The 21,388-nt window shown below is 63.8% G+C and carries 17 protein-coding genes; 8 read left to right on the plus strand and 9 right to left on the minus strand.

Translation table 11 applies throughout. The features are described 5' to 3' along the window. Nucleotides 1–17: 17 nt before the first annotated feature. The 5 genes from BQ7471_RS11225 to BQ7471_RS08995 all read right to left on the minus strand — a co-directional run bounded on the left by BQ7471_RS11225 (nucleotide 18) and on the right by BQ7471_RS08995 (nucleotide 8,055). Nucleotides 18–614 carry a hypothetical protein gene (locus BQ7471_RS11225; RefSeq protein ID WP_129583408.1) on the minus strand — a complete coding sequence of 199 codons (597 nt, stop codon included), beginning with the start codon at nucleotides 612–614 and terminating at the stop codon, nucleotides 18–20. Between the two features lie 729 nt (nucleotides 615–1,343). Then, a complete protein-coding gene (locus BQ7471_RS11230; protein WP_129583409.1) occupies nucleotides 1,344–1,646 on the minus strand; it encodes a hypothetical protein in 303 nt (100 codons plus the stop codon). Then, nucleotides 1,628–4,330 (minus strand): RHS repeat-associated core domain-containing protein, encoded by a 2,703-nt coding sequence (locus BQ7471_RS08985; protein WP_159438534.1) that lies wholly within the window; start codon nucleotides 4,328–4,330, stop codon nucleotides 1,628–1,630. The genes BQ7471_RS11230 and BQ7471_RS08985 overlap by 19 nt, the downstream gene beginning before the upstream one ends. A gap of 36 nt (nucleotides 4,331–4,366) precedes the next feature. Next, on the minus strand, nucleotides 4,367–6,193 hold the full coding sequence (locus tag BQ7471_RS08990) for a DUF6531 domain-containing protein (RefSeq protein WP_159438535.1): 1,827 nt from the start codon (nucleotides 6,191–6,193) through the stop codon (nucleotides 4,367–4,369). Between the two features lie 845 nt (nucleotides 6,194–7,038). After that, the gene (locus tag BQ7471_RS08995; protein ID WP_076465683.1) at nucleotides 7,039–8,055 is read right to left on the minus strand and encodes a LacI family DNA-binding transcriptional regulator; all 1,017 of its coding nucleotides are present in this window, start codon (nucleotides 8,053–8,055) and stop codon (nucleotides 7,039–7,041) included. A 245-nt stretch (nucleotides 8,056–8,300) separates the two neighbouring features. Here BQ7471_RS08995 and BQ7471_RS09000 point away from each other — a divergent pair, with 245 nt between their 5' ends. Further along, complete coding sequence (locus tag BQ7471_RS09000; protein WP_076465685.1) at nucleotides 8,301–8,843, plus strand: exonuclease domain-containing protein; 543 nt, start codon at nucleotides 8,301–8,303, stop codon at nucleotides 8,841–8,843. Nucleotides 8,844–8,974: 131 nt separating this feature from the next. Here BQ7471_RS09000 and BQ7471_RS09005 read toward each other — a convergent pair whose 3' ends face one another. The 3 genes from BQ7471_RS09005 to BQ7471_RS09015 form a co-directional block, all read right to left on the minus strand. Continuing rightward, the gene (locus tag BQ7471_RS09005) at nucleotides 8,975–9,289 is read right to left on the minus strand and encodes a hypothetical protein (RefSeq protein ID WP_076465687.1); all 315 of its coding nucleotides are present in this window, start codon (nucleotides 9,287–9,289) and stop codon (nucleotides 8,975–8,977) included. Nucleotides 9,290–9,375: 86 nt separating this feature from the next. Then, nucleotides 9,376–9,846: an XRE family transcriptional regulator gene (locus tag BQ7471_RS09010; RefSeq protein WP_076465688.1), complete on the minus strand. Its 471-nt coding sequence runs from the start codon at nucleotides 9,844–9,846 to the stop codon at nucleotides 9,376–9,378. 70 nt (nucleotides 9,847–9,916) lie between these two features. Beyond that, nucleotides 9,917–11,161 (minus strand): ROK family transcriptional regulator, encoded by a 1,245-nt coding sequence (locus tag BQ7471_RS09015; RefSeq protein ID WP_083663407.1) that lies wholly within the window; start codon nucleotides 11,159–11,161, stop codon nucleotides 9,917–9,919. Between the two features lie 180 nt (nucleotides 11,162–11,341). On the opposite strand from BQ7471_RS09015, the gene xylA reads away from it, so the two are divergent. The 3 genes from xylA (at nucleotide 11,342) to BQ7471_RS09030 (ending at nucleotide 15,510) form a co-directional block, all read left to right on the plus strand. Next, nucleotides 11,342–12,694: a xylose isomerase gene (xylA, locus tag BQ7471_RS09020; RefSeq protein ID WP_076465690.1), complete on the plus strand. Its 1,353-nt coding sequence runs from the start codon at nucleotides 11,342–11,344 to the stop codon at nucleotides 12,692–12,694. Nucleotides 12,695–12,822: 128 nt separating this feature from the next. Next, the gene (locus tag BQ7471_RS09025; RefSeq protein WP_076465691.1) at nucleotides 12,823–14,184 is read left to right on the plus strand and encodes a xylulokinase; all 1,362 of its coding nucleotides are present in this window, start codon (nucleotides 12,823–12,825) and stop codon (nucleotides 14,182–14,184) included. A gap of 3 nt (nucleotides 14,185–14,187) precedes the next feature. After that, on the plus strand, nucleotides 14,188–15,510 hold the full coding sequence (locus BQ7471_RS09030; protein ID WP_076465693.1) for an MFS transporter: 1,323 nt from the start codon (nucleotides 14,188–14,190) through the stop codon (nucleotides 15,508–15,510). On the opposite strand, the gene BQ7471_RS09035 is transcribed toward BQ7471_RS09030, so the two are convergent. After that, nucleotides 15,507–16,562 (minus strand): LacI family DNA-binding transcriptional regulator, encoded by a 1,056-nt coding sequence (locus tag BQ7471_RS09035; RefSeq protein WP_076465694.1) that lies wholly within the window; start codon nucleotides 16,560–16,562, stop codon nucleotides 15,507–15,509. The two genes, BQ7471_RS09030 and BQ7471_RS09035, sit on opposite strands and share 4 nt — an antisense overlap. 188 nt (nucleotides 16,563–16,750) lie before the next feature. On the opposite strand from BQ7471_RS09035, the gene BQ7471_RS09040 reads away from it, so the two are divergent. Genes BQ7471_RS09040 through BQ7471_RS09055 form a run of 4 tightly spaced genes read left to right on the plus strand, consistent with a single transcriptional unit; the run spans nucleotide 16,751 to nucleotide 21,387 of the window. Then, nucleotides 16,751–18,052: an ABC transporter substrate-binding protein gene (locus BQ7471_RS09040; protein WP_205408284.1), complete on the plus strand. Its 1,302-nt coding sequence runs from the start codon at nucleotides 16,751–16,753 to the stop codon at nucleotides 18,050–18,052. Between the two features lie 7 nt (nucleotides 18,053–18,059). Next, nucleotides 18,060–19,052, plus strand: coding sequence for a carbohydrate ABC transporter permease (locus tag BQ7471_RS09045; RefSeq protein ID WP_076465698.1), 993 nt, complete (start codon nucleotides 18,060–18,062; stop codon nucleotides 19,050–19,052). Next, a complete protein-coding gene (locus tag BQ7471_RS09050; RefSeq protein WP_076465699.1) occupies nucleotides 19,049–19,912 on the plus strand; it encodes a carbohydrate ABC transporter permease in 864 nt (287 codons plus the stop codon). Before BQ7471_RS09045 ends, BQ7471_RS09050 begins: the two co-directional genes overlap by 4 nt. Next, nucleotides 19,909–21,387, plus strand: coding sequence for a glycoside hydrolase family 43 protein (locus BQ7471_RS09055; RefSeq protein WP_076465701.1), 1,479 nt, complete (start codon nucleotides 19,909–19,911; stop codon nucleotides 21,385–21,387). Before BQ7471_RS09050 ends, BQ7471_RS09055 begins: the two co-directional genes overlap by 4 nt. Nucleotide 21,388 lies beyond the last annotated feature (1 nt).

A 21,388-nucleotide genomic window follows, 5' to 3' on the forward strand; every position in this document is an offset into this window, starting at 1 on the left:
ATTAACTTTCCTCTGATTTAAGGAGCAAGTCTCCATGACCAAGATTCTTCATGCCAACCGCTATGCACCTGTTGTTCTGGTAAATATATCTGGCCGGTGCCGCCAGGATAGCGTATTCCAGTCACTGGGTCGTTCTGAGGAGCAACGATCCCGGAATATGCGGGTTGACCGTTGCCATGAATCCATGTATACCCCATGGCGACATCACGATATTCGCCACCGTTGACCCAATACTCAACAAGTGCCTTATCGTTGCGAACCTGCGATATAGATAGTGGAGCGTCTTTCGAATACCAACTTCCGTACGGAGAATCAGCAGGGCCGGCACGGAAGAAGACATCGGGTGTGTCCAGATAAGAACCCTTGTAAACGCCCCATTTGAAGTTGGTCATGTATTCCCATGTGAGCCATTTGGGTTGTGAGGACATGATGCCACCCGTTGCACCGCCGATCACGCCATTGGTCAGAGTAGCCTGTGCGAGACCGGCAGGGGTGTGGGGGCCGGGCTGGAGGAGGTAACCGGTATCCCCGGAAATGCTCCCATCGGCCAAGCCCGATGCGGCACCGATTGCGATGCGCGTAGCACCGCGCTGGGTGATCTGCCGCGCAACCACAGCACGGGTCCGCTCTCGGCGTAGAAAGGTTCTCAATAGGAGCTCCGTGGGGGATAGAACCACCTCAGTGCTGCGAGGAGATCCTTAGACGGCAGGGGCGCAGTGAACGGCAGAAGATAGCGCGCATCGCGAACATAGTGAAGGGCGAAATTGGGAGCCGCCCATGGCTCTCTTCATCATCGACAACGAGAAGACTCGCACTTCCGAGTAGGAGAGTATCGCGCGCAGTAGTCTCATACTTCATCGGCATAGGTGTCGAGTCGCCGTTAACATAAACCTCATCGATAAAACCAGAATTCATTTTGGACAGTTTTCAAAAAAGCGATCCGTTTATCTTGCGAGGAATAGGTAGAAGATCCCTTACTTTCACAGGGGAAAATATCGAATGAAGTCACCTTCTGCTTCGATCAGTCTTGAGTCGTATCCAATTTCGGCCTTCCGGCGAGGCGATAGGTGTGCATTCAAGACCCCGACCCACCCCCCACCGCCACGCAGGGAGGACTTGAAGCTATGCCACATGAAAAGTCGCGAAAAGGGTCCATCCGCATTCTTCGTCGCTTCAATGATCGAATGAACCGTTGGAAGCATATCGGCTCGCATGTCCTCGACAACCTCGTTCTTGAACGGTGTCGTCTGAAGAACTTCAAGATAGTCTGTACCCGCTCGAATGGCGGATTTGGGCAACAATACAAATCGAAGGACTCTGCAGCACAATATTCATTCCTTTCTCTAGAAATACCGAGACAAATGCTCTCTTGTGAACTCTAGTCGCTGCGCCACCTCCTTGTTATTTGGAATATAGTCGCACAGCGTTCCAAAAGTCCCTCGTTGTGCATGAAGATATCTGGATCGAAAGTTCCGCAATTCTCGCCAACCCCTGAGTTGTTCAAGGGTCTTCACGGCCTTCATTGTTTCAACAGCCCATTGACTCCCTTGGGAATCTTGAGCATCAAGTAATACTGAAGCCAACTCTTCAAGAGCTTGTCGCGCACCTTCCGGATTGCGAATAAGGTTCAAGGCAGTAAGGGCCATGAATTAATCACCTTTGCGTCTGAAAATGAAGATGGAATGTATGTCTGATTTCCTCCACCTAGGTACCAGTGAAGGTTCGCCCCGCGTTGAGGGGCTGCCCATCCGCTATAAGCTATAGTGCCTCTCGGAAAGGTCGCGGTGAAGCCGGTATTCATCATATTCGGCTCGAGTGTGCCTCTCCATTGATGTGGAACGGCTTTCCGTTGTCGAGTCACGGACTCATAGATAGGCGCATCTGTCGACCACCAGCGTCCCAGCTCAGTTTCAGCGGATCCGGCACGATGCAGCACCTCCCCTCCGTCAAGGTATTGAGGTTTGTATGCGAAGCCGAGAAAGTTCTTGGTTTCGTCCCATGTGAGCCATTTGGGTTGTGAGGACATGATGCCGCCTGTTGCGGTGCCGATGACTCCGTTGGTGAGAGTCGTTTGGGCGAGACCGGCAGGGGTGTGGGGGCCGGGCTGGAGGAGGTAACCGGTAGCCCCGGAAATGCTCCCATCGGCCAAGCCCGATGCGGCACCGATTGCGATGCGCGTAGCACCGCGCTGGGTGATCTGCCGCGCAACCACAGCCCCGGCACTGCCACCGGCAATACCCGACACCCCGCCCACAGCGGCTTCGATTCCCACCTGCTTCCAATCGACGTTCCCGGTCGCATACTTCTGTGAAGCGATCGACACTCCACCTGAGAGAAGAGCGCTAGAAGCTCCGAGTAGTGCAAGGCCGACCGGTCCGCCGATCCCTGTGCACATCAATGCGACACCGGCAACAATAGCAGCGCCCGCCGCTATGTACTCCCAGTTATTGCCGACCCAATCAACAGCTTTTGCGCCGAGTCCGGCGTGTGCGTGGTTGTAGGAGGCGAGGTCGGCGTCTGTGATGGGTTTGAGGCCGGTGGGGTCGGTGTAGGCCAGGGGGTTGTTGGCGGCGTAGGAGTAGGGGGTGTGGGTCCACGGCGCGATGGGCGTGTGGGTGAGGGGGTCGGTGGTCAGGAATTGACGGGTTGCGGGGTCGTAGGCCCTGACTCCCATGAGGTGGAGGCCGTTGATGTGGATGAAGGCGTTCACATCGATGCTGGTGTGGCTGTCGATCGGGTGGGTGAGCGCAGTCCACGGGTCGCTCGGGCTCGACGAGCGGGCGAGGCGCGCTCCTTGGGGCAGGAGAGTCTCGCCCAGGGCGAGGACGCCGGGCAGGAGGGTGATGGGCGTGTCGTCGATTCGGGTCAATCGCCCGGCCGGGGCCCAGGTGATGGTGTGTCCGTTGATGAGGGCAGGGCGGCCTGCTTCGTCGTAGTCGAGCTGGGTCTGGCGGCCCGCTCGACTGATCGTGGTCAGATGGTTGGAGGGATCCCATGTGTAGGAGACCCGGCCTGAAGGTCCGTCTTCCCGGGTGCGTCGGCCCAGTGGGTCGTAGGTGTAGCTCGTCGTTCCTTCGGGTGTGGTGCGCGTCAGGAGTTGGCCCGCGGCGTCGTAGGTGAGGGTTTCTTCGGCGGAGCCGACGTCGCTGATGCGCGTCACCTTCGTCATACGGCCCGCATCGTCCCATTCGTACAGGGTCTGCTCATCGGGCGAGGCGACGCCGGTGAGTTGGCCAGCCTCGTCGTAGGAGTACGAGGTCGATGCCCCGTCTACGCTGATGGTGTCGAGACGACTGTCCTGGTTGTAGGACAAGTGCGCTTGTGTGAGCCCCTTGGGGGTGTGGACCGTGTAAGAGCAGACCCGCCCGAATGCATCGTAGGCCCATTCCTGGGTTAGGCCTTGGGCGTGTATGCGCGTGCGGCGGGGTGCGTGTTCGTAGGTGATGGTCCCGAATGGGCCGCCCTCGATGCGCACGAGGCGCCCCTCGTCGTCGTGGATAAGGGACAGCTGATCCGTGGCGGGCTCACCGGCGTGTTCGGCGGTGGCGGGCTCCTTGGTCTGCAGGGCGGGGGTGCGGTAGCCGTCGGGGGACTCGGTGTGCACCAGTGCGCCCGCAAGGTCGTAGTGGGCGCGCCAGGTTCTGCCCAGGGGGTCGGTCAGGGCCGATGGGTGATCGTCGGGAGTGTATTCGTGAAGGGTTGTTCCACCTGCGGGGTTCGTGTGGCTCACGAGACGCGAGCAGGTGTCGTAGGCGAAAGTGGTGACACCGCCGAGGGCGTTCGTGATCGAGGTGAGTTGGCCAGCCGCGTCGTAGGTGAAACGGCGTCTGCCCCATGCAGCATCGCGCATGGAGGTCAGGCGGCCGACCGCGTCGTAGGTGCAGGTCGTGGGCGTCGTGCCGGGCATATTCACCCGGGTCAGGCGTGAGCAGGCGTCCCATTCGAAACGTGTCACCCCCCACGAGTGCGATCTGGCGATGATCCTGCTGTCGGCGTCGTAGGAGAAGTCGACTCTACCTTCCGGGCCGATGATGCTTTCTTGCCTGCCCAGGGCGTCGTAGGCGATCTCGGTGACGCCCGAGGGGGCCTCGATGCGCGTGGGGCGCCCGGCAGCGTCCCGAGTGATACGGGTCAAGGATCCGTCGGAGTCGATGACCTCTGCGATGCGGCCCGCGAGGTCGCGCACGAGAACCTGACTCGCCCCGCTGTCCACGAAGCGGGTCGGGCGGCCCAGGGCGTCGACCTCAACCGCTTCTGACACGTCGTCAGCGTCTGTGCGTACAGGGGCGTTCCAGGTGAACTCGGTGAGGGCTCCCACGGGGTCCACCACGCTCGTGGGCTTGCCAGTGGAGTCGTACTCGGCCCGTCACCTGCCCCCTCCCGGGGAGACGATCTCACGCAGCCTGGAGAGGGGATCATGGACAAAACCCCAGGTCCTGCCGTCGGGGAGCCTCACCTGGGCGAGATTGCCCAAGTCGTCCCAACTCGAGGAGATCACTCGGCCGAGCGGATCGGTCGACTGCGCTTCAAGGCCCGCCTCGTTGTAGTCGATGCTCGTTCGAGCGCCGAGGGGATCGATTCGGGCGGCGAGTCGGCCTGCGGCAGTGAACTCCCAGCGCCACTGGGCCCCATCGGGATCCGTACGGGCGATGATGCGCCCGGCCTGGTCGTAGGCGTATCGCGTGACCAGACCCGCAGGGGAGGCGCAGGCGATAGAACGACCCGCTTCGTCGTAGTCGAAGCTCGCGCGTCCGCCCTCGTTGTTCACGATGCCGATGAGGTTCCCGTGCTCGTCGTACTCATACGTCAAAGACACGCCCGTCGGATCCGTGAGCCGGCGCAACAGCCCGTGCTCCCGCACCAAGACGGTGCGCCCGCCCATCGGGTCGACGATGAGACTCGGATCGCGAGAATCACCCTCATAGGTGAAACAAGTGCATGCATGCACCACCTGCGACCCTCCGGCGCCATCGTGTCCGTCGGCGGGCGAAGCGCTGGGTGAGGGGGAGGACACTATCAGACTGGTCAGGCGATCAGCCTCATCCCACGTCAGATCCGAACGCACACCCCGAGGATCCAATGAAGCGACCATGCGTCCACGGGAGTCGTACTCGCTGACTGTCACAGCGCCCTCACGATCACAGACCATCACCTGGCGGCCCCACCGGTCATAGGACATACGCTGTCGCCCGCCATCAGCATCAACGAGGCCGATCAGGCGCCCCGAAGCGTCGTTAATCCACGTATTCGCACGCTTGCCGTCCGCCTCGGAAACTTCCGTTACGCCTCCCGGGACGTAGGTGTAGCGCGAGACGCGCCCCTCGGCAGAGCGCTGGGAAGAAACGCGTCCGCCCTCGTCGTAAGTGTTCTCCACCTCAACCACGCCATCGGCATCAATGATCCGGGTGATGAGGTTCGCGGACTCATCCCAGGAATACGTGCGCGCGCCGCCATCTGCACCATCCACACGCACGAGGCGTCCGGCTTCATCATAGGAATAGGAAAGCTGCCTACCATTGCCCACGATCCCGACGATCCGGGACGAGGCCTCATCCCAGATGATGTCCAAGCGGCGGCCCCGCTCATGGACGAGGGCGACCATCCGCCCATCGGTCCACTCGAAATGCACGCCGGTTCCAGGGCCCGCCGAAACCGACTCGAAACGCCCAGACGCGTCGTAGACCCACCGACCGCCCTCCGCGTCGGAAACAACAAAATCCCCGACGTGCGGATCCTCACGGGTCATCCAGAACGAATCGCCCAGCGACCGGCCCCACCCCTCCCCCTCGCGAGAAAAACGCACGAGGCGGCCGTCAGGCATCCACCACCGGGCCTCGCCGTCCTCACCCACCTCGACGTGCGAGTCAGCCGCAGACGACCAACCGATACCGAACGCGCCGACCACCGTTGACATTGAGTTGTACATCCGTCGCCACGCTAGACCGACTGCGCCCCCGAAGAACGCTACATCCGTTTCCGGCTCAATGAAATTCCCGGTCGCCGCATTCACCGGATCATCAACGAAACCCGACGAGGGGGCGATCCCCTGCATCTGAGCGGGAACAATAGTCACTGACTGACGCGACTCGGACAATCCGGCGGATGCAAGGACCATTGAGAGAGTCGCATTCAACAACGTTGAAAGGCCAGCGTCTCCACCGGCTGACTCGAAGGCTGCTGCGATTACAGTCACCCACCGAGCATCCTCCCGGTTAGCGGTGATATATGAAGCGAATCCACTCCAGACGGAAGCAGCCGACAAGGAGCCCCATCCGCATCCGGCTTGGAATGCTTCATCAGCACCCCGCAGGCCAGCGAGGATTGTGTCCAACTCGCTATCCGCGCCGTCGTAATTGGCCGCGAAGGAACGCAGATTCGCCGGACGTGCTGAGGATGTTCCATCATGAGAGCCCTGCCCCGTTGATGGCGTGTGACGCTGTTGCAGCACCGGAGGTGCAGTGTCCAAAGATGGGGCCGGACCGGTCGTTCCAGTTGGACGCTGATCGAACCCCCAGAAATCGTTCCACCCCTTCTCAAGGTCCCACATCTGATCGCGACGGGCCTGCCACTCCCTTGCGCGGGCACGAGCCTGATTCTCCAGACGCGCCAACTCGGCAAGACGCTCCACCTTCGTCGCGACATCTTCCAGACACGTCTCGAGGTTCGAGGCATCAGCACCTTCATAAGAAGCGTTCTCAATGAATAGACGTGAGAAGTATCCTAAGAACTCCTCCGAGGCGGACGACACCCATACCGTTCGTGATCCGTGGAGAGCACTGACATGGAGTTTCGCTGCACGGCACTTCGCGTCTAAGTCGGAAGCTGCAGCGAAATCGAAGCGAACATCCGGCGTCGTCCTCGGATCCTCCATAAAAACCTCTCACATGCTCATGCGCCCGCAAGGCCGCATGAACGCCCAAGTGGGGGTTCCTCACACCAATCGGAACGCTTGGAATAAAGCACTCCGAGTGATCCTAGACAAGCGCGCTGGGAGTGCCAAGAGATCAAAATGAATGTCACCGAATGCCACACGCGGCGTCAGTGCTCGCCGATCGTGGACTCCCGGATGACGAGTTCTCCCTTGATGGCGATGCGCAGTTGCGTCGGCTCGTCGCCCAGCAGGATCTCGACTCCCTTGCGGGCGATCTGGGCGAGGGGCTGGCGAATCGTGGTGATCGAGGGGCGCATGAGGGCGGCGAATTGGATGTCGTCGAATCCCGTCACCATGACGTCCTCGGGGATGCCGAGCCCATTGCGCCGCAATTCAGTAATGGCCCCGATCGCGAGCAGATCATTGAGGCAGACGACTGCGTCGGGGACGGGACCCCGCTTGACGAGGTAGTGAGTCGCCTCGGAGGCCGACTCGACCGAGAAGGAGCACTCGATGACATCTGAATCGTGGAGGGTCATTCCGTATTCGGCTGCGGCGGTGCGCGCCTCCCTCACGCGGGTCACCGATGACACATCGGAGCCCGTATTCGACAGCAGTGCAATGCGCCTAGCCCCCCTCTCTTTGAGGTGCGTGAGGACTTCACGGATGCCGTGAGTGTCATCGACGCCGACCATGGGCACGTAGGGGAGTTGAACGGCGCGGTCGAGTTGCACGGTCGGAACCAATGCGGCGGTCCGCTCCACAGCGGGCGTCGAATAGGTCTCGTGGCAGGGGGCGATGATGAGCCCGTCAACGGCTCCCGATTCGAAGAGCCTGAGTTGGGCGTCCTCTTTCGACACGGATAACTGGGCATCGCGCAAAAGGAGTGCGAGTCCACGTTCCGTGAGGCAGTGCTCCACCTGGACGACGAGTTCCATGAAGAAGGGGTTCGCGATGGAGGGGACGACCATCCCGATCTGTTTCGTCTGCGCGAGTCGCAATGATCGGGCGACTGGGTTCACCCGGTACCCGAGTGTGCGGGCGACCTCCCGAACATGATCGCGGGTTTGTGCGCCGATGAGGTCCGACCCCCGTCCGAGCGCGCGGGAGGCGGTCGCCACGGACACGCCGGCTTCGCGGGCGACGTCGACCAAGCGAGGGCGGGGCGCATCGGCGTGGGGCATAGTGACAGGCTATCTGGTGCTGTGGCTGTTTCTCAGATCAGTCTACGAGTCGGAGCCCGAGACAGCGGTGCATCTGGGGATTCCAGTGCCGACACGGTTCTCGTTGTTGTAATTGAAGTGCATGCGAAGAACAACGACAACGTCTTGCGTGGAGGAGGCGCGGCTCGTGGTTGGCGTAGGCTGTGCGCGAGCGCGGCGCACCACGCGCGGGCACAAGACGAGGATCAGCGGATGAGGAGGCGGCGATGGCGAAGCTCATCCCCGAGCGCGAGGATCTGCTGTCGGCCGGATTCGTCGCCGTCGATTTCGAGACGGCGAACAGGCTCGGCGGTATCTCAGCCTGCCAGATCGCCCTCGTGAAAGTGCAGGACCGGCAGATCGTCGAGCGGTATTCGACGCTGATCAAGCCCCCTGAGGGCTGGGACCGATTCGAGTTCACCTACCTGCACGGGATCGGCCCCTCCGACGTGGTGCATGCGCCCATGTGGACCGATATTGCCGCGCTCGTCTCCGACTTCGTCGGCGATATGCCCGTGTGGGCGCACAACTCCTCCTTTGATTCGAAGGTGTGGCGCGACCTCGACGCCCACTTCGGCACTTGCACGGCGCCCGATCCGGTTTACTGCTCCTATCGGACCGCGAGGCGACTCATTCCGGGGCTCGCTGATTACAGGCTCCCCACGGTCGTCGGCGCGTGCGCGCCCCATTTTCACCTCACCCACCACACGGCGGATTCGGATGCCGAGGCCTGCGCTCTTATCGTGGCGGCGCTGCAAGAACGCACGTGAGGCGGAGGGGCGGCCTCAGGCGGTCCATGCGATGGGGTCGTCAACGAGGCGCTGAAGGATGGGCGAGGCGGCGCCGACCCATGTCGTCCGGCGATGCGCGGCCACGGTTCTAGTCACGATCCGGACAACGATCACGCATGCAGGTTGGCCTTCACGCGGTCGATGATTCCGGGAATACGGCGCGTCACGGCGAGGTAGAGGAGTTCGTCATTCATCGAACGGTACCCGGCGTGTGCGGCGATGTTCCGGGTTGTTCGGATCGCACGCTTCTCCTCGTCGGTGAGGACGTTGAGAGCATTCGCATGCTCTTCGCGTTCGAGGAGCGCAGCGATACGGATGATCACCATGCAGGCGGTGTCGTACTCGGGTGCCCCGTCTGAGAAGTCCCCTGGTGCGACGGTGCGGATGCGGTTGATGCGTCGGGTGAGAGCGTCGAGTTCGGCCATCAGATTCGACCTGTCGTTACCCTGGGGCCCGCCCGGTGTCCGCCTCGGGCGTGCGGTGAATCCTTCACTGGTGCTGTTACGCCGATTCATAGTGGGACCGCCTCGTTAATCGCGTCGAGCATGTGATGGGGCGTCTGCCGGTCGGAGTAGGTTTCGCAGGGGAATCCGGTAAGGGCGGCGACATCATCACTGAATAGTGCGTAGTCGAGAAGATCCGATCGTTCCGACGGTGTCGCAACGAGGTCGATATCGGAGGAGAAATGGTCGTCGCCCGTTGCTGTGGATCCGAAGACGCGAACATTAGTCAGACCGCGTGCGAGGGCGAGTTCTCGGATCTGTGCGGCGTGCTCGCTCAGAGGAATGGACGGGCGGTAATCGGCGCATTCGAGGAGGCGGGTGAGCATCTCTTCAGAGACGCTCCTGCGCCCCGATTCGATCTGCGCGAGCGTGGGCTGGGTGATTCCGGCGAGTTCGGCGAGGGCAACCTGGGTGAGGCCCGCATCAGTGCGGGCCGAGCGGATGAGATGGGCGCTGTCGGCGACATTGAAACGACCCATGAGGCAATCTTATTGCATGAATGCAATACGTGTGAAGGGCCTGACCGGCAGGTGAGTGTTCCGGGCGGCCTCAGGCGGTCCATGCGATGGGGTCGTCAACGAGGCGCTGAAGGATGCGCGAGGCGGCGCCGCGAACCGACAATCCCGCAGAATCGGGGAGGATGTGCACCTGCAGGGGCGACCAGGGGGCGTGAAGGACACGGGAATCGAGTTCGGCCTTCGCCGATTCAATGATCCAGTCGGCGAGGTCGGCGACGATGCCGCCGAGGATGATGAGGGGGATGTCGGCGGAGTTGATGACGGCGGCGAGGGCGCGTCCGAGTGCCGCTCCGCCCTCGTTGAGAGCCTCAATGACTCGGGCGCTTCCCCCTGCAGCGGCCTCCACCACGTCGGCGGCGCTGGCACGCCGATCGAGGCCCGCCCTTTCGGCGAGAGCGCGCAGGCCGAGGTAGGCCTCCAGGCATCCTGTTGCGCCGCACGAGCACAAGGGGCCCGCCGGGTCGGCGCAGATGTGCCCGATTTCGCCGGACCATCCGTGGGCGCCGGTGAGGGGCCGGTGGTCGAGGACGATGCCCGCTCCGATGCCGACCTCGCCGGAGATGTAGATGAAGGACGGCGGGCCGCTGGGGACTCCGGGGCGGGGATTGGCCACGGCATAGGCGGCCAGGTCCGCTTCATTCGCAACGATCGCCGGGTCGAGGTCGGCGATCGGCGCGAGCAGCGTCTCCAAGGGGATGTCGCGCCAGCCGAGGTTGGGCGCCAGGGCGAGTGAGTCGGTGGAGACGAGGCCGGGCAGGGCCAAACCGGAGCCGAGGAAGAGCGCGTGGTCGGGCAGGTGCTCATCGAGGAGGGCGCGCGTGGCGTCGCCGAGCCGGGCGATCACCGCTTCGGGATCGGAGTGGGCGTAGTCGTCCTCGATGTGAACCGACCCGAGTTCCTCGCCGGTGAGGTCGACGAGGACGGCGTCTGCCGCAGATACATTGACTTCGAGTCCGAGGGCGACGGCGCAGCCGGGTGCGGGCGTGAGTCGGGAGGCGGGTCTGCCGCGCCCACCGATCGGCGGATCGAGTTCGAGAACGAGTCCGGCGCCGATGAGTTCGTCGACGAGCCTTGAGATGGTGGCGCGTGTGATACCGGTCTGCTGCGCAATGCCCGATCGGGAGATGCTGCCCGGGGACGCGAGGATATGCCTGAGGGCGAGGGAAAGATTCATTGCGCGCAGACTCTCGGCGGTGACACCGGACTGGGCGCGTTCCAGAGGGCGCTTCGGTGCGCGTTGTGAGACTGACGTATGGCGTCGCATCGCGGGGGGCATGTGCTGACTGTACTCCACGGACGCCCCGTCTTCCGTGATGTGAGGAATACGAAGGGGGTTGACGGCGAGCGGAATCACGTACTAAGTTTAGTTCCGTAACAAAATCGCGAATGGGATCACGACGATGCCGCTCGCAGTGAACGGACTCCACAGTGATGTGGCGGATCTGGAAGGCCCACCATGGCAGACAACCTCTGGAATATCGACTCCATCCCCTACGTCGGAACCTCCTCCCTCAAGCAGGGGCTCGGCTTCCGCTACTACGACGCCGACCGCGTCGTCGCCGGAAAGACCATGAAGGAATGGCTGCGCTTCGGCGTCGCCTACTGGCACACCTTCGAACAGCGCCTCGTCGACCCCTTCGGCGAGGGCACCGCCCTGCGCCCCTACGACGGCAAGTACTCGACCCCGCTCGACCTCGCCCTAGCCAAGGTCGACTACGCATTCGACTTCTACCGCGCTCTCGGCGTCGACTACTTCTGCTTCCACGACCGCGACATCGCCCCCGAGGGCGACACCCTGCGTGAGAGCAATGCGATCCTCGACAAGGTCGTCGACCGTATCGAGGCGCGCCAGAAGGAGACCGGCATCAAGCTCCTGTGGAACACCTCCAGCCTGTTCACCAACCGCCGCTTCGTCTCCGGTGCGGCGACCTCCCCCTTCGCCGAGGTCTACTCCTACGCGGCCGGCCAACTCAAGCACTCCCTCGAAATCGCCAAGCGCCTCGGCGCAGAGAACTACGTGTTCTGGGGCGGGCGCGAAGGCTACGAGAACCTGTGGAACACCGACCTCAAGCGCGAACAGGACCACATCGCCCGCATGTTCCACATGTGCGTCGACTACGCCGAAGAGATCGGCCTGGACGCCCAGTTCCTCATCGAGCCCAAGCCGAAGGAGCCGACGGCGCACCAGTACGACTTCGACGCCGCGACCTCGATCGCCTTCCTGCAGACCTACGATCTTGCGGACAAGTTCAAGCTGAACCTCGAGGGCAACCACGCGAACCTCGCGGGACACACCTACCAGCACGAGGTCCGCGTCGCCCGCGCCGCCGGAATGCTCGGCTCCCTCGACGCCAACCAGGGCGACAAGCTCATCGGCTGGGACATCGACGAGTTCCCCTCAGACCTCTACGAAACGACCGCAGTCATGTGGGAGATCCTCGACGAGGGCCAGATCGGCCCCCACGGCGGCCTCAACTTCGACGCCAAACCGCGCCGCACCTCCTTCACCGCCGAGGACCTCTTCCTCGCCCACATCGTCGGCATGGACACCTACGCCGCAGGCCTACTCGTCGCCGCCCGCATGCACGAGGAGGGCCTCATCAAGAACCTCGTCTCCGAGCGCTACTCCTCCTTCGACTCGGGCATCGGCGCGACCGTCGAGGACGGCACAGCGACCCTCGCCTCCCTCGAATCCCACTCGCTCGACATCCCGCAGGCCGACCTCGTCGACGCGACGAAGTCCGACCACCTCGAATGCGTCAAGGCAACGATCAACAACTACATCGTCGACACCCTCGGACGCGCCTGATTCATCAGCGGATCAGCGCTGAAAGACTCCCCGCGAGCCGCCCTCCCCTTAGATGAGATCTCTCCTCACATCACGGCGGCTCGCGGGGCATTTCTCCACACCACCACGAATACCCGGAGCTGACAGACATGGCCACCACACGCCCCTACGTTGCAGGCGTCGACACCTCCACCCAATCGTGCAAGGTCGTCATCTACGACCCCGAGACGAAGAGTGTGATCCGTCAGGGCAAAGCATCCCACCCCGACGGCACCGAAGTGGACCCCGAAGTCTGGTGGACGGCATTCCTCGAAGCCGTCGAATCGGCGGGCGGCCTCGACGATGTCGCGGCGCTCAGCGTCGGCGGCCAGCAGCACGGCATGGTGTGCCTCGACTCGGCCGGGCGGGTCATCCGCCCCGCGCTGCTGTGGAACGATACCCGCTCAGCCGGTGCGGCCCGCGACCTCATCCGCGAACGCGGCACCGACGGCCGCGATGACGCGGGCAGCGAAGGCGCGAGCTGGTGGGCACAAGCAACCGGGTCGGTGCCGGTCGCATCCCTCACCGTCACCAAATTGCGCTGGCTCGCCGACAATGAGCCGGAAAACGCCGCCCGCATCGCGGCGATCTGTCTGCCGCACGATTACCTGACGTGGCGCATCATGGGCAGCCCCTCCCTCGACTCATTGGCAACCGACCGCTCGGATGCATCGGGCACCGGCTACATGGCGCGCGAGACCCCGACCTACCGCCGCGACATCCTCGCCGCGGCCCTCCATATCGACGAGGACGCCGCCGAGCGCATCATCCTGCCCCGCATCGCGGGCCCCTTCGACGAGGTCGGCCATGGCGACCCCGACAAGGGGTGGGGGCAGATCGTGCTTGGCCCCGGTGCGGGCGACAATGCTGCGGCCGCCCTCGGAGTCGAACTCGAACCCGGGTCTGCGCTGCTGTCGCTGGGCACCTCCGGCGTCGTCTCCGCTGTGAGCGAGAGCCCTGTCGCCGACCCCACCGGCCTCGTCACCGGGTTCTCCGATGCGACGGGCAATTGGCTTCCCCTGGCCTGTACCCTCAATGCTTCGCGCATCATCGACGCGATGATGGCGGTCACCGGCCTGGACTACAAGGAATTCGACGAGTACGCTCTGTCGGTCCCCGACGCTGCAGGTCTCGAACTCATCCCCTACTTCGAGGGGGAGCGCACCCCGAATCTGCCCGACGCCACTGCTGAGCTTCGAGGCATGACTCTCGCGAACTCCGACCGCGCGCATGTCGCGAGGGCGAGCGTCGATGGTCTGCTCGCGCTCATGCGCTATGCTCTCGACGCAATGCGCAGCCTCGGAGTCCCGCTCGACCGGGTGCTCCTCGTCGGCGGTGGCGCCAAATCGACGGCGGTTCAGGCTCTTGCAGCCGATGCTCTCGATGCGACGATCGAACTACCCGAACCGGGCGAGTACGTCGCACTGGGCGCGGCGAAGCAGGCGGCGCGGGTTGTGACGCGAAAGGACTGAGGAGTGAACGAAGGGGGATTGCGGGGCTACCGCGCTCTCCTGACCCGTCCTCATGTCGCGCGATTCCTCCTGGGGGGAGTGATCGTCCAATTCCCCTATGCGATGGTGAATATGGCGCTCCTCATCGGTGCGCGCGACGGGTACGGCTCATATTCGAGTGCCGGAATCGCGGCGGCAGTCATGTCGATCGCCGGAGCGGTTTTCGGGCCCAATGTCGGCAAGCTCATCGACAAGTGGGGTCAAAAGCGCATCGTCTCAATGGTCGGCGCGTTCTGGATCGCGTCGCTGGGGATCCTCGCCGCCGTCCTCGTGATGAGGCCACCGTATTGGGTCCTCATCGTCGTCGTCATCATGCTCGGAGTGAGCGTGCCGGGAGGATCGCTCATCCGAGCCAGGTGGCGGGTCGCCCTTCACTCGGCGCCGAGGACGATGCCCACGGCGCTGTCGCTCACCTCCGTCGCCGAGGAGTCCATGTGGGTGATGTCCACCCCGATTGCGACGGCCCTGGCGACCCTCGTCTCACCGGTTGCTGCCCTCGCCTTCGGGGTCGCAATGATCCTCATCGGCTTGCACCTGCTGTTGGGGGATAGGACTTACGAGCCCATCGCACTGTTGAACAGGTCCGAAGGGGCGGCCGCTCCATCAGTCGGTGCGGGCAGCGAGGAGGGGGTGAACGACGCCGAGGGATCGCCGGGGGGCGCAGACCCGCCCGCCCCGGCGCTCGGAGTGGAGCGCCTGTGGACGATGACTTTCGCGGTGCTCCTGCTCGTCCTCGTCTTCTACGGGGCATTCCAGTCGACGACGGGTATTGCGATCGTCGCCTTCGCCCAAGAGCGGGATATGCAGGAATGGGCGGGAACCGTCACCGCATGCTTCTCGGGCGGCTCCATGGTGGGCGCCCTCGTCTACGGGATGCGCGAATGGCCGGGTGCGCTGTGGGCGCGCTTCTACCTCGGCCTCGCGGTGCTCGCATTGAGTTGCTCCGCACTCGTCTTCGTCGACTCCATGGTGAGTGCGGGGGTCGTCATGCTGGTCGCTGGCCTGTTCCAGGCTCCCACGATCGTCAATATCAACCAGATCTTCATGCGGATCGTCCCCGCATCCCGATTCACAGAGGGGATGGCCCTTTTCGGCTCCATGTGGGTCATCGGGATGTCCCTGTCGAATATCGTTGCCGCGGCGGCGATCGACAGATTCGGATCGGGCGGGGGATTCGGCGCCATTGTCGGTTTCGCCTTCGCTGCCCTGGTCCTCGCGGTCGTGTCGATGTCGTCGGTGCGCGCCGCCACGGTCCCGCGTGACGAGGACATGCCCGGCCGCTTCTAAGGGGTCGCCGGGGCGGCGGTCGAATGCCGCTCGACCAGGTGAGTGGTGAGCTGGATCGGGTTGAAGCGGCTCTGGTCAGCCTCCCTGGTCATCGCGAGGATCGTGCGGACCGCTTGGGCGCCCATCTCATGCAGCGGCTGGTGAATGGTCGTCAGCCTTGGGGCGGACCAGCGGGCGAGGTCGGTGTCGTCGAATCCGACGACCGATAGGTCGAAGGGGATGGACAGGCCGAGTTCGCGCGCGGCCTCGTAGACACCGATGGCGATGACGTCATTACTGGAGACGATGGCGGTCGGCCGCAGCGATTCGGGGCGCGATAAGAGTGTGCGGGCGCTGTCCCTGCCGTTCTCGTAGGTGAAGCCCTCGCCCAAGACCATGGCGGGGTCGAGGTCGATGCGATGCTGGCGCAGGGCGGAGACGTAGCCCTCGAAGCGCTCCTGTGCGGGCACGGAGTTCGCCCCTCCGCGAATGAAGGCGATTCTTCGGTGTCCCAGGCCGATGAGGTGTTCGGTAGCCGCGAGTCCGCCGTTCCAATTCGTCGCGCCGATCGAGGTCGTGCCCTCGGGCGGGGGAGAGGCCGGGTCGATGGCGATGTAGGCGAGGCGTGCGCGCCCAAGGGCATCGACTACCCCGGGTTCTGAGGGGGAGGTGATCGTGATGACGCCGATGGCACCCTCTGTCGCTGTTCGGCGGATCCATTCGTCGGACAGGGGGAGGATGCGGGGGGCGTCCTCGTCGGTGACGGACAGGTGCGAGATGCTGATCGAGATGTTGTTCTGCATGGCGACGGTCGAGGCGCCTTTGAGGATCTCGATGGTGTATGTCGTCGATAGGTTGTCCGCGACGATCGCAATCGACTCTGCAGCGCCCCGCGGTCGCAACCCCGGGTGGGAGTAGCCGAGTTTGTCGCATGCTGAGCGCACTGAGCGCCGGGTCGCCTCGGATACGTCGTGGCGCCCGTTGAGGGCCTTCGAGGCGGCGGCCCTCGAGACCCCGGCCTCGCGGGCGATGTCATCGAGGGTGATCTTCTTGCGCGTGGGGAGCTCAGCCATGGCAACCTCCTGAACTACAGCCTATCGAAATATTTTCGATCCGGCAGTCGATACGAATCTCTATAGAATCGTTATAAAACGCCACTTGACGCGATTAGTATTTCAGATAAACTAAATGTGTTCGAGGATGGACCGCGAAAGATTTCGATCATGGAGGATCGACGCGGCCACCAATGGAGGTTTCGACGGTGAAACGACACTCACGCATGATCGCCGCGGCGGCATCCCTCGCCGCGGCCGCTCTCGCCCTCACCGCATGCGGTGGAGGAAGCACCGACGGCGGATCCGCCGATTCGTCGGGCGACATCACCATGGAGTTCTGGCACAACTCCACCACCGGTGACGGCAAGGCGTTCTGGGACACTACCGCTGCCGACTTCATGGAGCTCCACCCCGGCGTCACCATCACCGTTCAAGCGGTGCAGAACGAGGAGCTCGACGGCAAGCTGCAGACCGCGATGAACTCAGGCGACGCCCCCGAGATCTTCTTCTCGCGCGGCGGCGGCAAGCTCAACGACATGATCGAAGCCGGCCAGGTCCAGGACATTACCGACCTGGTGACCGATGAGACCCGCGAGGCTCTCGGTGAGGGCGCCCTGTCCTCGCTGACCGTCGACGGCAAGCTCTACGGTGTTCCGACCTCGGTCCTGCCCGGTGGCATCTACTACTCGGAGGAACTCTTCGAGCAGGCGGGCATCACCGAGACCCCGAAGACCATGGATGACCTCAACGCTGCAGTCGACAAGCTCAAGGCCGCAGGCATTCAGCCGATCGCCCTCGGTGCGAAGGACGCATGGCCGGCCGCCCACTGGTTCTACTTCTTCGCGCTGCGCGAATGCAGCCAGGAGACCTTCCTCTCCGACTCCGCCGACGGCGACTTCTCCGATCCGTGCTGGATCAAGGCCGGTGAAGACCTCGAGGCATTCGCGGGCACCCAGCCCTTCAATGATGGCTTCCTCACCACCTCCGCACAGCAGGGCGCAGGCTCGTCCGCAGGCCTCATCGCCAACCACAAGGCCGCAATGGAACTCATGGGCGCATGGAATGTCGGCGTCATCGCCGACCTCACCCCGGATCAGCAGCCGCTGGCCGACCTGCGCTGGTTCCCCTTCCCCGCAGTTGACGGCGGCCAGGGCGGCGAAGGCGCCCTCATGGGCGGCCTCGACGGGTTCTCCTGCTCGGCTGATGCCCCCAAGGAATGCGCAGAGTTCTTGAACTTCGCAGTCCAGAAGGACTACCAGGAGAAGTACGCGGACGCCTTCAAGACCATCCCCGCGAACAAGGACGCTCAGGGAGTCGTCGAGCAGCCCGCGTTGCGCGACATCCTTGAAGCCAACAACAAGGCTCCCTACATCTCCGTGTGGCTCGACACCCTGCTCGGACAGAACGTCGGCAACGCCCTCAACATCGGCGTCGTCGACATGCTCGCCGGCAAGGGTGACCCGCAGTCGATCCTGACCGCAGTCCAGGCTGCAGCCGACAAGGAGTGACACACCAATGACAACAGCCCCCGTCACCACCAACGGGGGATCCGGGGCCGCGAAAGCCTCCAAGGCTTCTCGCGGCCCCGGCCGGTCAAAGTCGGCGATCGGCGGGCGTGAGCGCCTAGAGATCGCGGTCCTGTCCGGCCCCGCGATCCTCCTGTTCCTCACATTCGTCATCTTCCCGGTCGTCATGGCCGCCTACTACGGCTTCTTCAAATGGAAGGGCTACGGAATCCCGACGAACTTCGTCGGATTGCAGAACTACATCACGATTCTGACGGACCCGGAGTTCCACGCGGTCCTCGGCCACAACGCCATCATCCTCGTGGCCTCCCTCGTCCTGCAGGGGCCGGTCGCACTGCTCCTGGCACTCCTGCTCAATAAGAAGATGAAGGGCCAGTCCATCATCCGCGTCCTCATCTTCATCCCCTACGTCATCTCCGAAGTCATCGCCGGTACCGCATGGTCCCTGCTGCTGCAGAGCCAGGGCGGCGTCAACCGCCTGCTCAACGACATCGGCCTGGGCTCTTTGGCCACTGACTGGATCGCGAACCCCAAGATCGCCATGGCGACCCTCATGGGGATCCTCACCTGGAAATACGTCGGCTTCGCCGTCATCATCTTCCTCGCGGGCATGCAGGGCATCCCCAATGAACTGATGGAAGCGGCGAAGGTCGACGGCGCCTCCTACTGGCAGATTCAGCGCCGCATCACGATCCCGCTGCTCGGCCCGACCATCCGCATGTGGGCGTTCTTGTCGATCATCGGTTCGCTCCAACTCTTCGACCTCGTCTACATCATCTGGGGCCAGTACATCGCCTCCACTGCGGGAACCTCCACCATGGCCAGCTACATGGTCATCAACGGTCGCCTCGCCGGCAACTACGGATACGGCAACGCAGTCGCCGTCGTCGTCTTCTTCATCTCCCTCATCATCGCCCTCACCTACCAACGCTTCGTCCTGCGACGCGACACCGAGGGCGCACTCACAGGAGGCGGAAAATGATCACCGCAATCCGCGAGCGCCGCAAGAACAGCGGCCAGCCCGCCCTCGAGTGGGGCAACCCGGGCATCTACTTCGTCGCAGCGGTGACGATCACCGCGATCCTCGCGCCCGTCGTCTACGTCATCATCGGCGGGTTCCGCACGAACTCGCAGATCACTGACAACCCCGCGGGGCTGCCCAATCCGTGGGTCGTCGAGAACTACTCCGAAGTCCTCGCCAGCCCCGTCTTCTGGCGCCAGATCCTCAACTCGACGATCACCGCGTCGGCGACGACTATCGGCGTCGTCATCCTCGGCATGATGGCGTCCTTCGTCATCGCCCGCTACCCCTTCAAGGGCCGCGAGGCCATGTACTCCCTGTTCGCCGCGGGCCTCATGTTCCCCATGACCGTCGCGATCACACCGCTGTACATCCTCATCAAGTCGCTGCACCTGACGAACAATCTGCTCGGCGTCATCCTCCCCGGCATCGCATTCGCCCTGCCGACGACGGTCATCATCCTCGTGCCATTCCTGCGGACCATCCCCAAGGAACTCGAAGAGGCCGCAGCCCTCGACGGATGCGGGCGCCTCGGCTTCTTCTGGAAGATCGTCCTGCCGCTGTCCGCCCCCGGCGTTATCACGACGGGCATCCTCGCGTTCATCGGCTCGTGGAACTCCTACATGCTGCCGCTGTTCGTCCTCTCCGATGAGAAGCTCTTCACGCTGCCGCTCGGCGTTCAGGCCTTCGCATCGCAGTACTCGGTGGACACCGCCCGCGTCCTCGCATTCACCTCGCTGTCCATGATCCCCGCCCTCGTCTTCTTCTCCCTCTTCGAGCGCCGCATCGTCGGCGGTCTGACGGGAGCGGTGAAGGGATGAGCGCCCGCAATCCGATCCTCGCCGGGGCATTCCCCGACCCCTCGGCATGCCAGGTGGGGGACACGACCTACATCGTGAACTCGACCTTCACTTGGCTGCCGGGTCTGCCGATCCGCGCGAGCCGGGACCTCGAGACCTGGGAGCTCGTCGGCCACGCCCTCACCGAGGACAACTGCGCCGTACTCGACCTCGAACTCGGCGCCGAGTCGCAGGGGATCTTCGCCCCGACGCTGCGCCACATCCAAGGCCGCTTCGTCCTCGTGTGCACCACCGTCGTCGGAACCACTGAGCGCTCCTTCGTCATGACTGCGCCCGAGGCCGCCGGCCCCTGGTCCGAGCCCCGTTTCCTCGCCGGCGCCGGGGGCATCGACCCCGATGTCTTCGAGGACGAGGACGGCCAAGTGTGGTGGACGGGCACCCGCCTCGCCGCCACCCCCCTGTGGGAACAGCAGACGGAGATCTGGACCCGTCCGGTCGACCTCGATACGGCGACATTCACCGGTGAGGAAACGGTGATCTGGCACGGCGCCGTCGAAGGCGTCGTCTGGTCGGAGGGCCCCCACATCTACCGCATCGGCGACTGGTACTACCTGCTGACCGCTGAGGGCGGCACCGCCGAAGAGCACTCCGTGTCCATCGCCCGCGCACCATCCGTGAGGGGGCCGTGGCAGGGCTGCAAGCGCAACCCGATCTTCACCCACCGCAACCTGGGGCGCACCTCCGAAGTGCACAATGTCGGCCACGCCGACCTCTTCCAGCGCCCCGACGGATCCTGGTGGGCGGTCATGCTGGGAGTGCGGCTGCGCGACAATCGTCACCTCCTTGGACGAGAGACCTTCCTCGCCCCCGTCTCCTGGGAAGACGAGTGGCCGGTCATCGCCCCCGGATGCGGCAGGCTCCCCGCAGCGATCGACACAGCGCCCGACATCGCGGCCGATCAGCGCTCACTTGCCGTCGCCTCCGACACCCCCGCACCGCTCGCATCATGCGAGATGACGCCGGGCGAGTTCGCCGAGCGTGCACTCAAGCCCGTCGGAGCGGACTGGGTGGGCGACGAGGCCCGCTCCTTCAGGGGAGTGCGCGCCGCCGACTGGCATGCGGGCATCTCCATCGACGCCCATGCCCTGGCCGAAGCACTCACCGGTATCGGCATCGTTCAGGACGCGCACAACTGGCTGCGCCTGCGCCTGGGGGACGGGGTCGTCCTCGTCGATGTCACCGTCACGGGCGCCACCACCACCCGCATCCTTGCGGCACCGACTCCGGGGGAGCGCTTGTGGCTGCGCCTCGCCGACCTGTCAGTCGAGGTCGGATGCGGAAGCGAGGACGGACGCGGCGAGGGGATCATTCTCGACGCCGAATGGCTGTCCACAGAAGCGGCCGGCGGATTCACCGGATGCCTCCTCGGCGTGTGGGCTTCCAATGCGGACGCCTGCACCTCACCCCTTCGCCTGATAGGCACTGAACTGGGCTGAT

This window comes from Actinomyces mediterranea (assembly GCF_900155595.1).
Lineage (GTDB): Bacteria > Actinomycetota > Actinomycetes > Actinomycetales > Actinomycetaceae > Pauljensenia > Pauljensenia mediterranea.

Bases quoted from the DNA above. Each gene is read 5' to 3' on its own strand.
- BQ7471_RS09035 (WP_076465694.1), bottom strand. From the start codon at position 16,562: ATGGCTGAGCTCCCCACGCGCAAGAAGATCACCCTCGATGACATCGCC.
- BQ7471_RS09050 (WP_076465699.1), top strand. From the start codon at position 19,049: ATGATCACCGCAATCCGCGAGCGCCGCAAGAACAGCGGCCAGCCCGCC.
- BQ7471_RS09000 (WP_076465685.1), top strand. From the start codon at position 8,301: ATGGCGAAGCTCATCCCCGAGCGCGAGGATCTGCTGTCGGCCGGATTC.
- xylA (WP_076465690.1), top strand. From the start codon at position 11,342: ATGGCAGACAACCTCTGGAATATCGACTCCATCCCCTACGTCGGAACC.
- BQ7471_RS09005 (WP_076465687.1), bottom strand. From the start codon at position 9,289: ATGGCCGAACTCGACGCTCTCACCCGACGCATCAACCGCATCCGCACC.
- BQ7471_RS09025 (WP_076465691.1), top strand. From the start codon at position 12,823: ATGGCCACCACACGCCCCTACGTTGCAGGCGTCGACACCTCCACCCAA.
- BQ7471_RS09010 (WP_076465688.1), bottom strand. From the start codon at position 9,846: ATGGGTCGTTTCAATGTCGCCGACAGCGCCCATCTCATCCGCTCGGCC.
- BQ7471_RS09055 (WP_076465701.1), top strand. From the start codon at position 19,909: ATGAGCGCCCGCAATCCGATCCTCGCCGGGGCATTCCCCGACCCCTCG.
- BQ7471_RS09015 (WP_083663407.1), bottom strand. From the start codon at position 11,161: ATGCCCCCCGCGATGCGACGCCATACGTCAGTCTCACAACGCGCACCG.
- BQ7471_RS08995 (WP_076465683.1), bottom strand. From the start codon at position 8,055: ATGCCCCACGCCGATGCGCCCCGCCCTCGCTTGGTCGACGTCGCCCGC.
- BQ7471_RS11230 (WP_129583409.1), bottom strand. From the start codon at position 1,646: ATGGCCCTTACTGCCTTGAACCTTATTCGCAATCCGGAAGGTGCGCGA.
- BQ7471_RS09045 (WP_076465698.1), top strand. From the start codon at position 18,060: ATGACAACAGCCCCCGTCACCACCAACGGGGGATCCGGGGCCGCGAAA.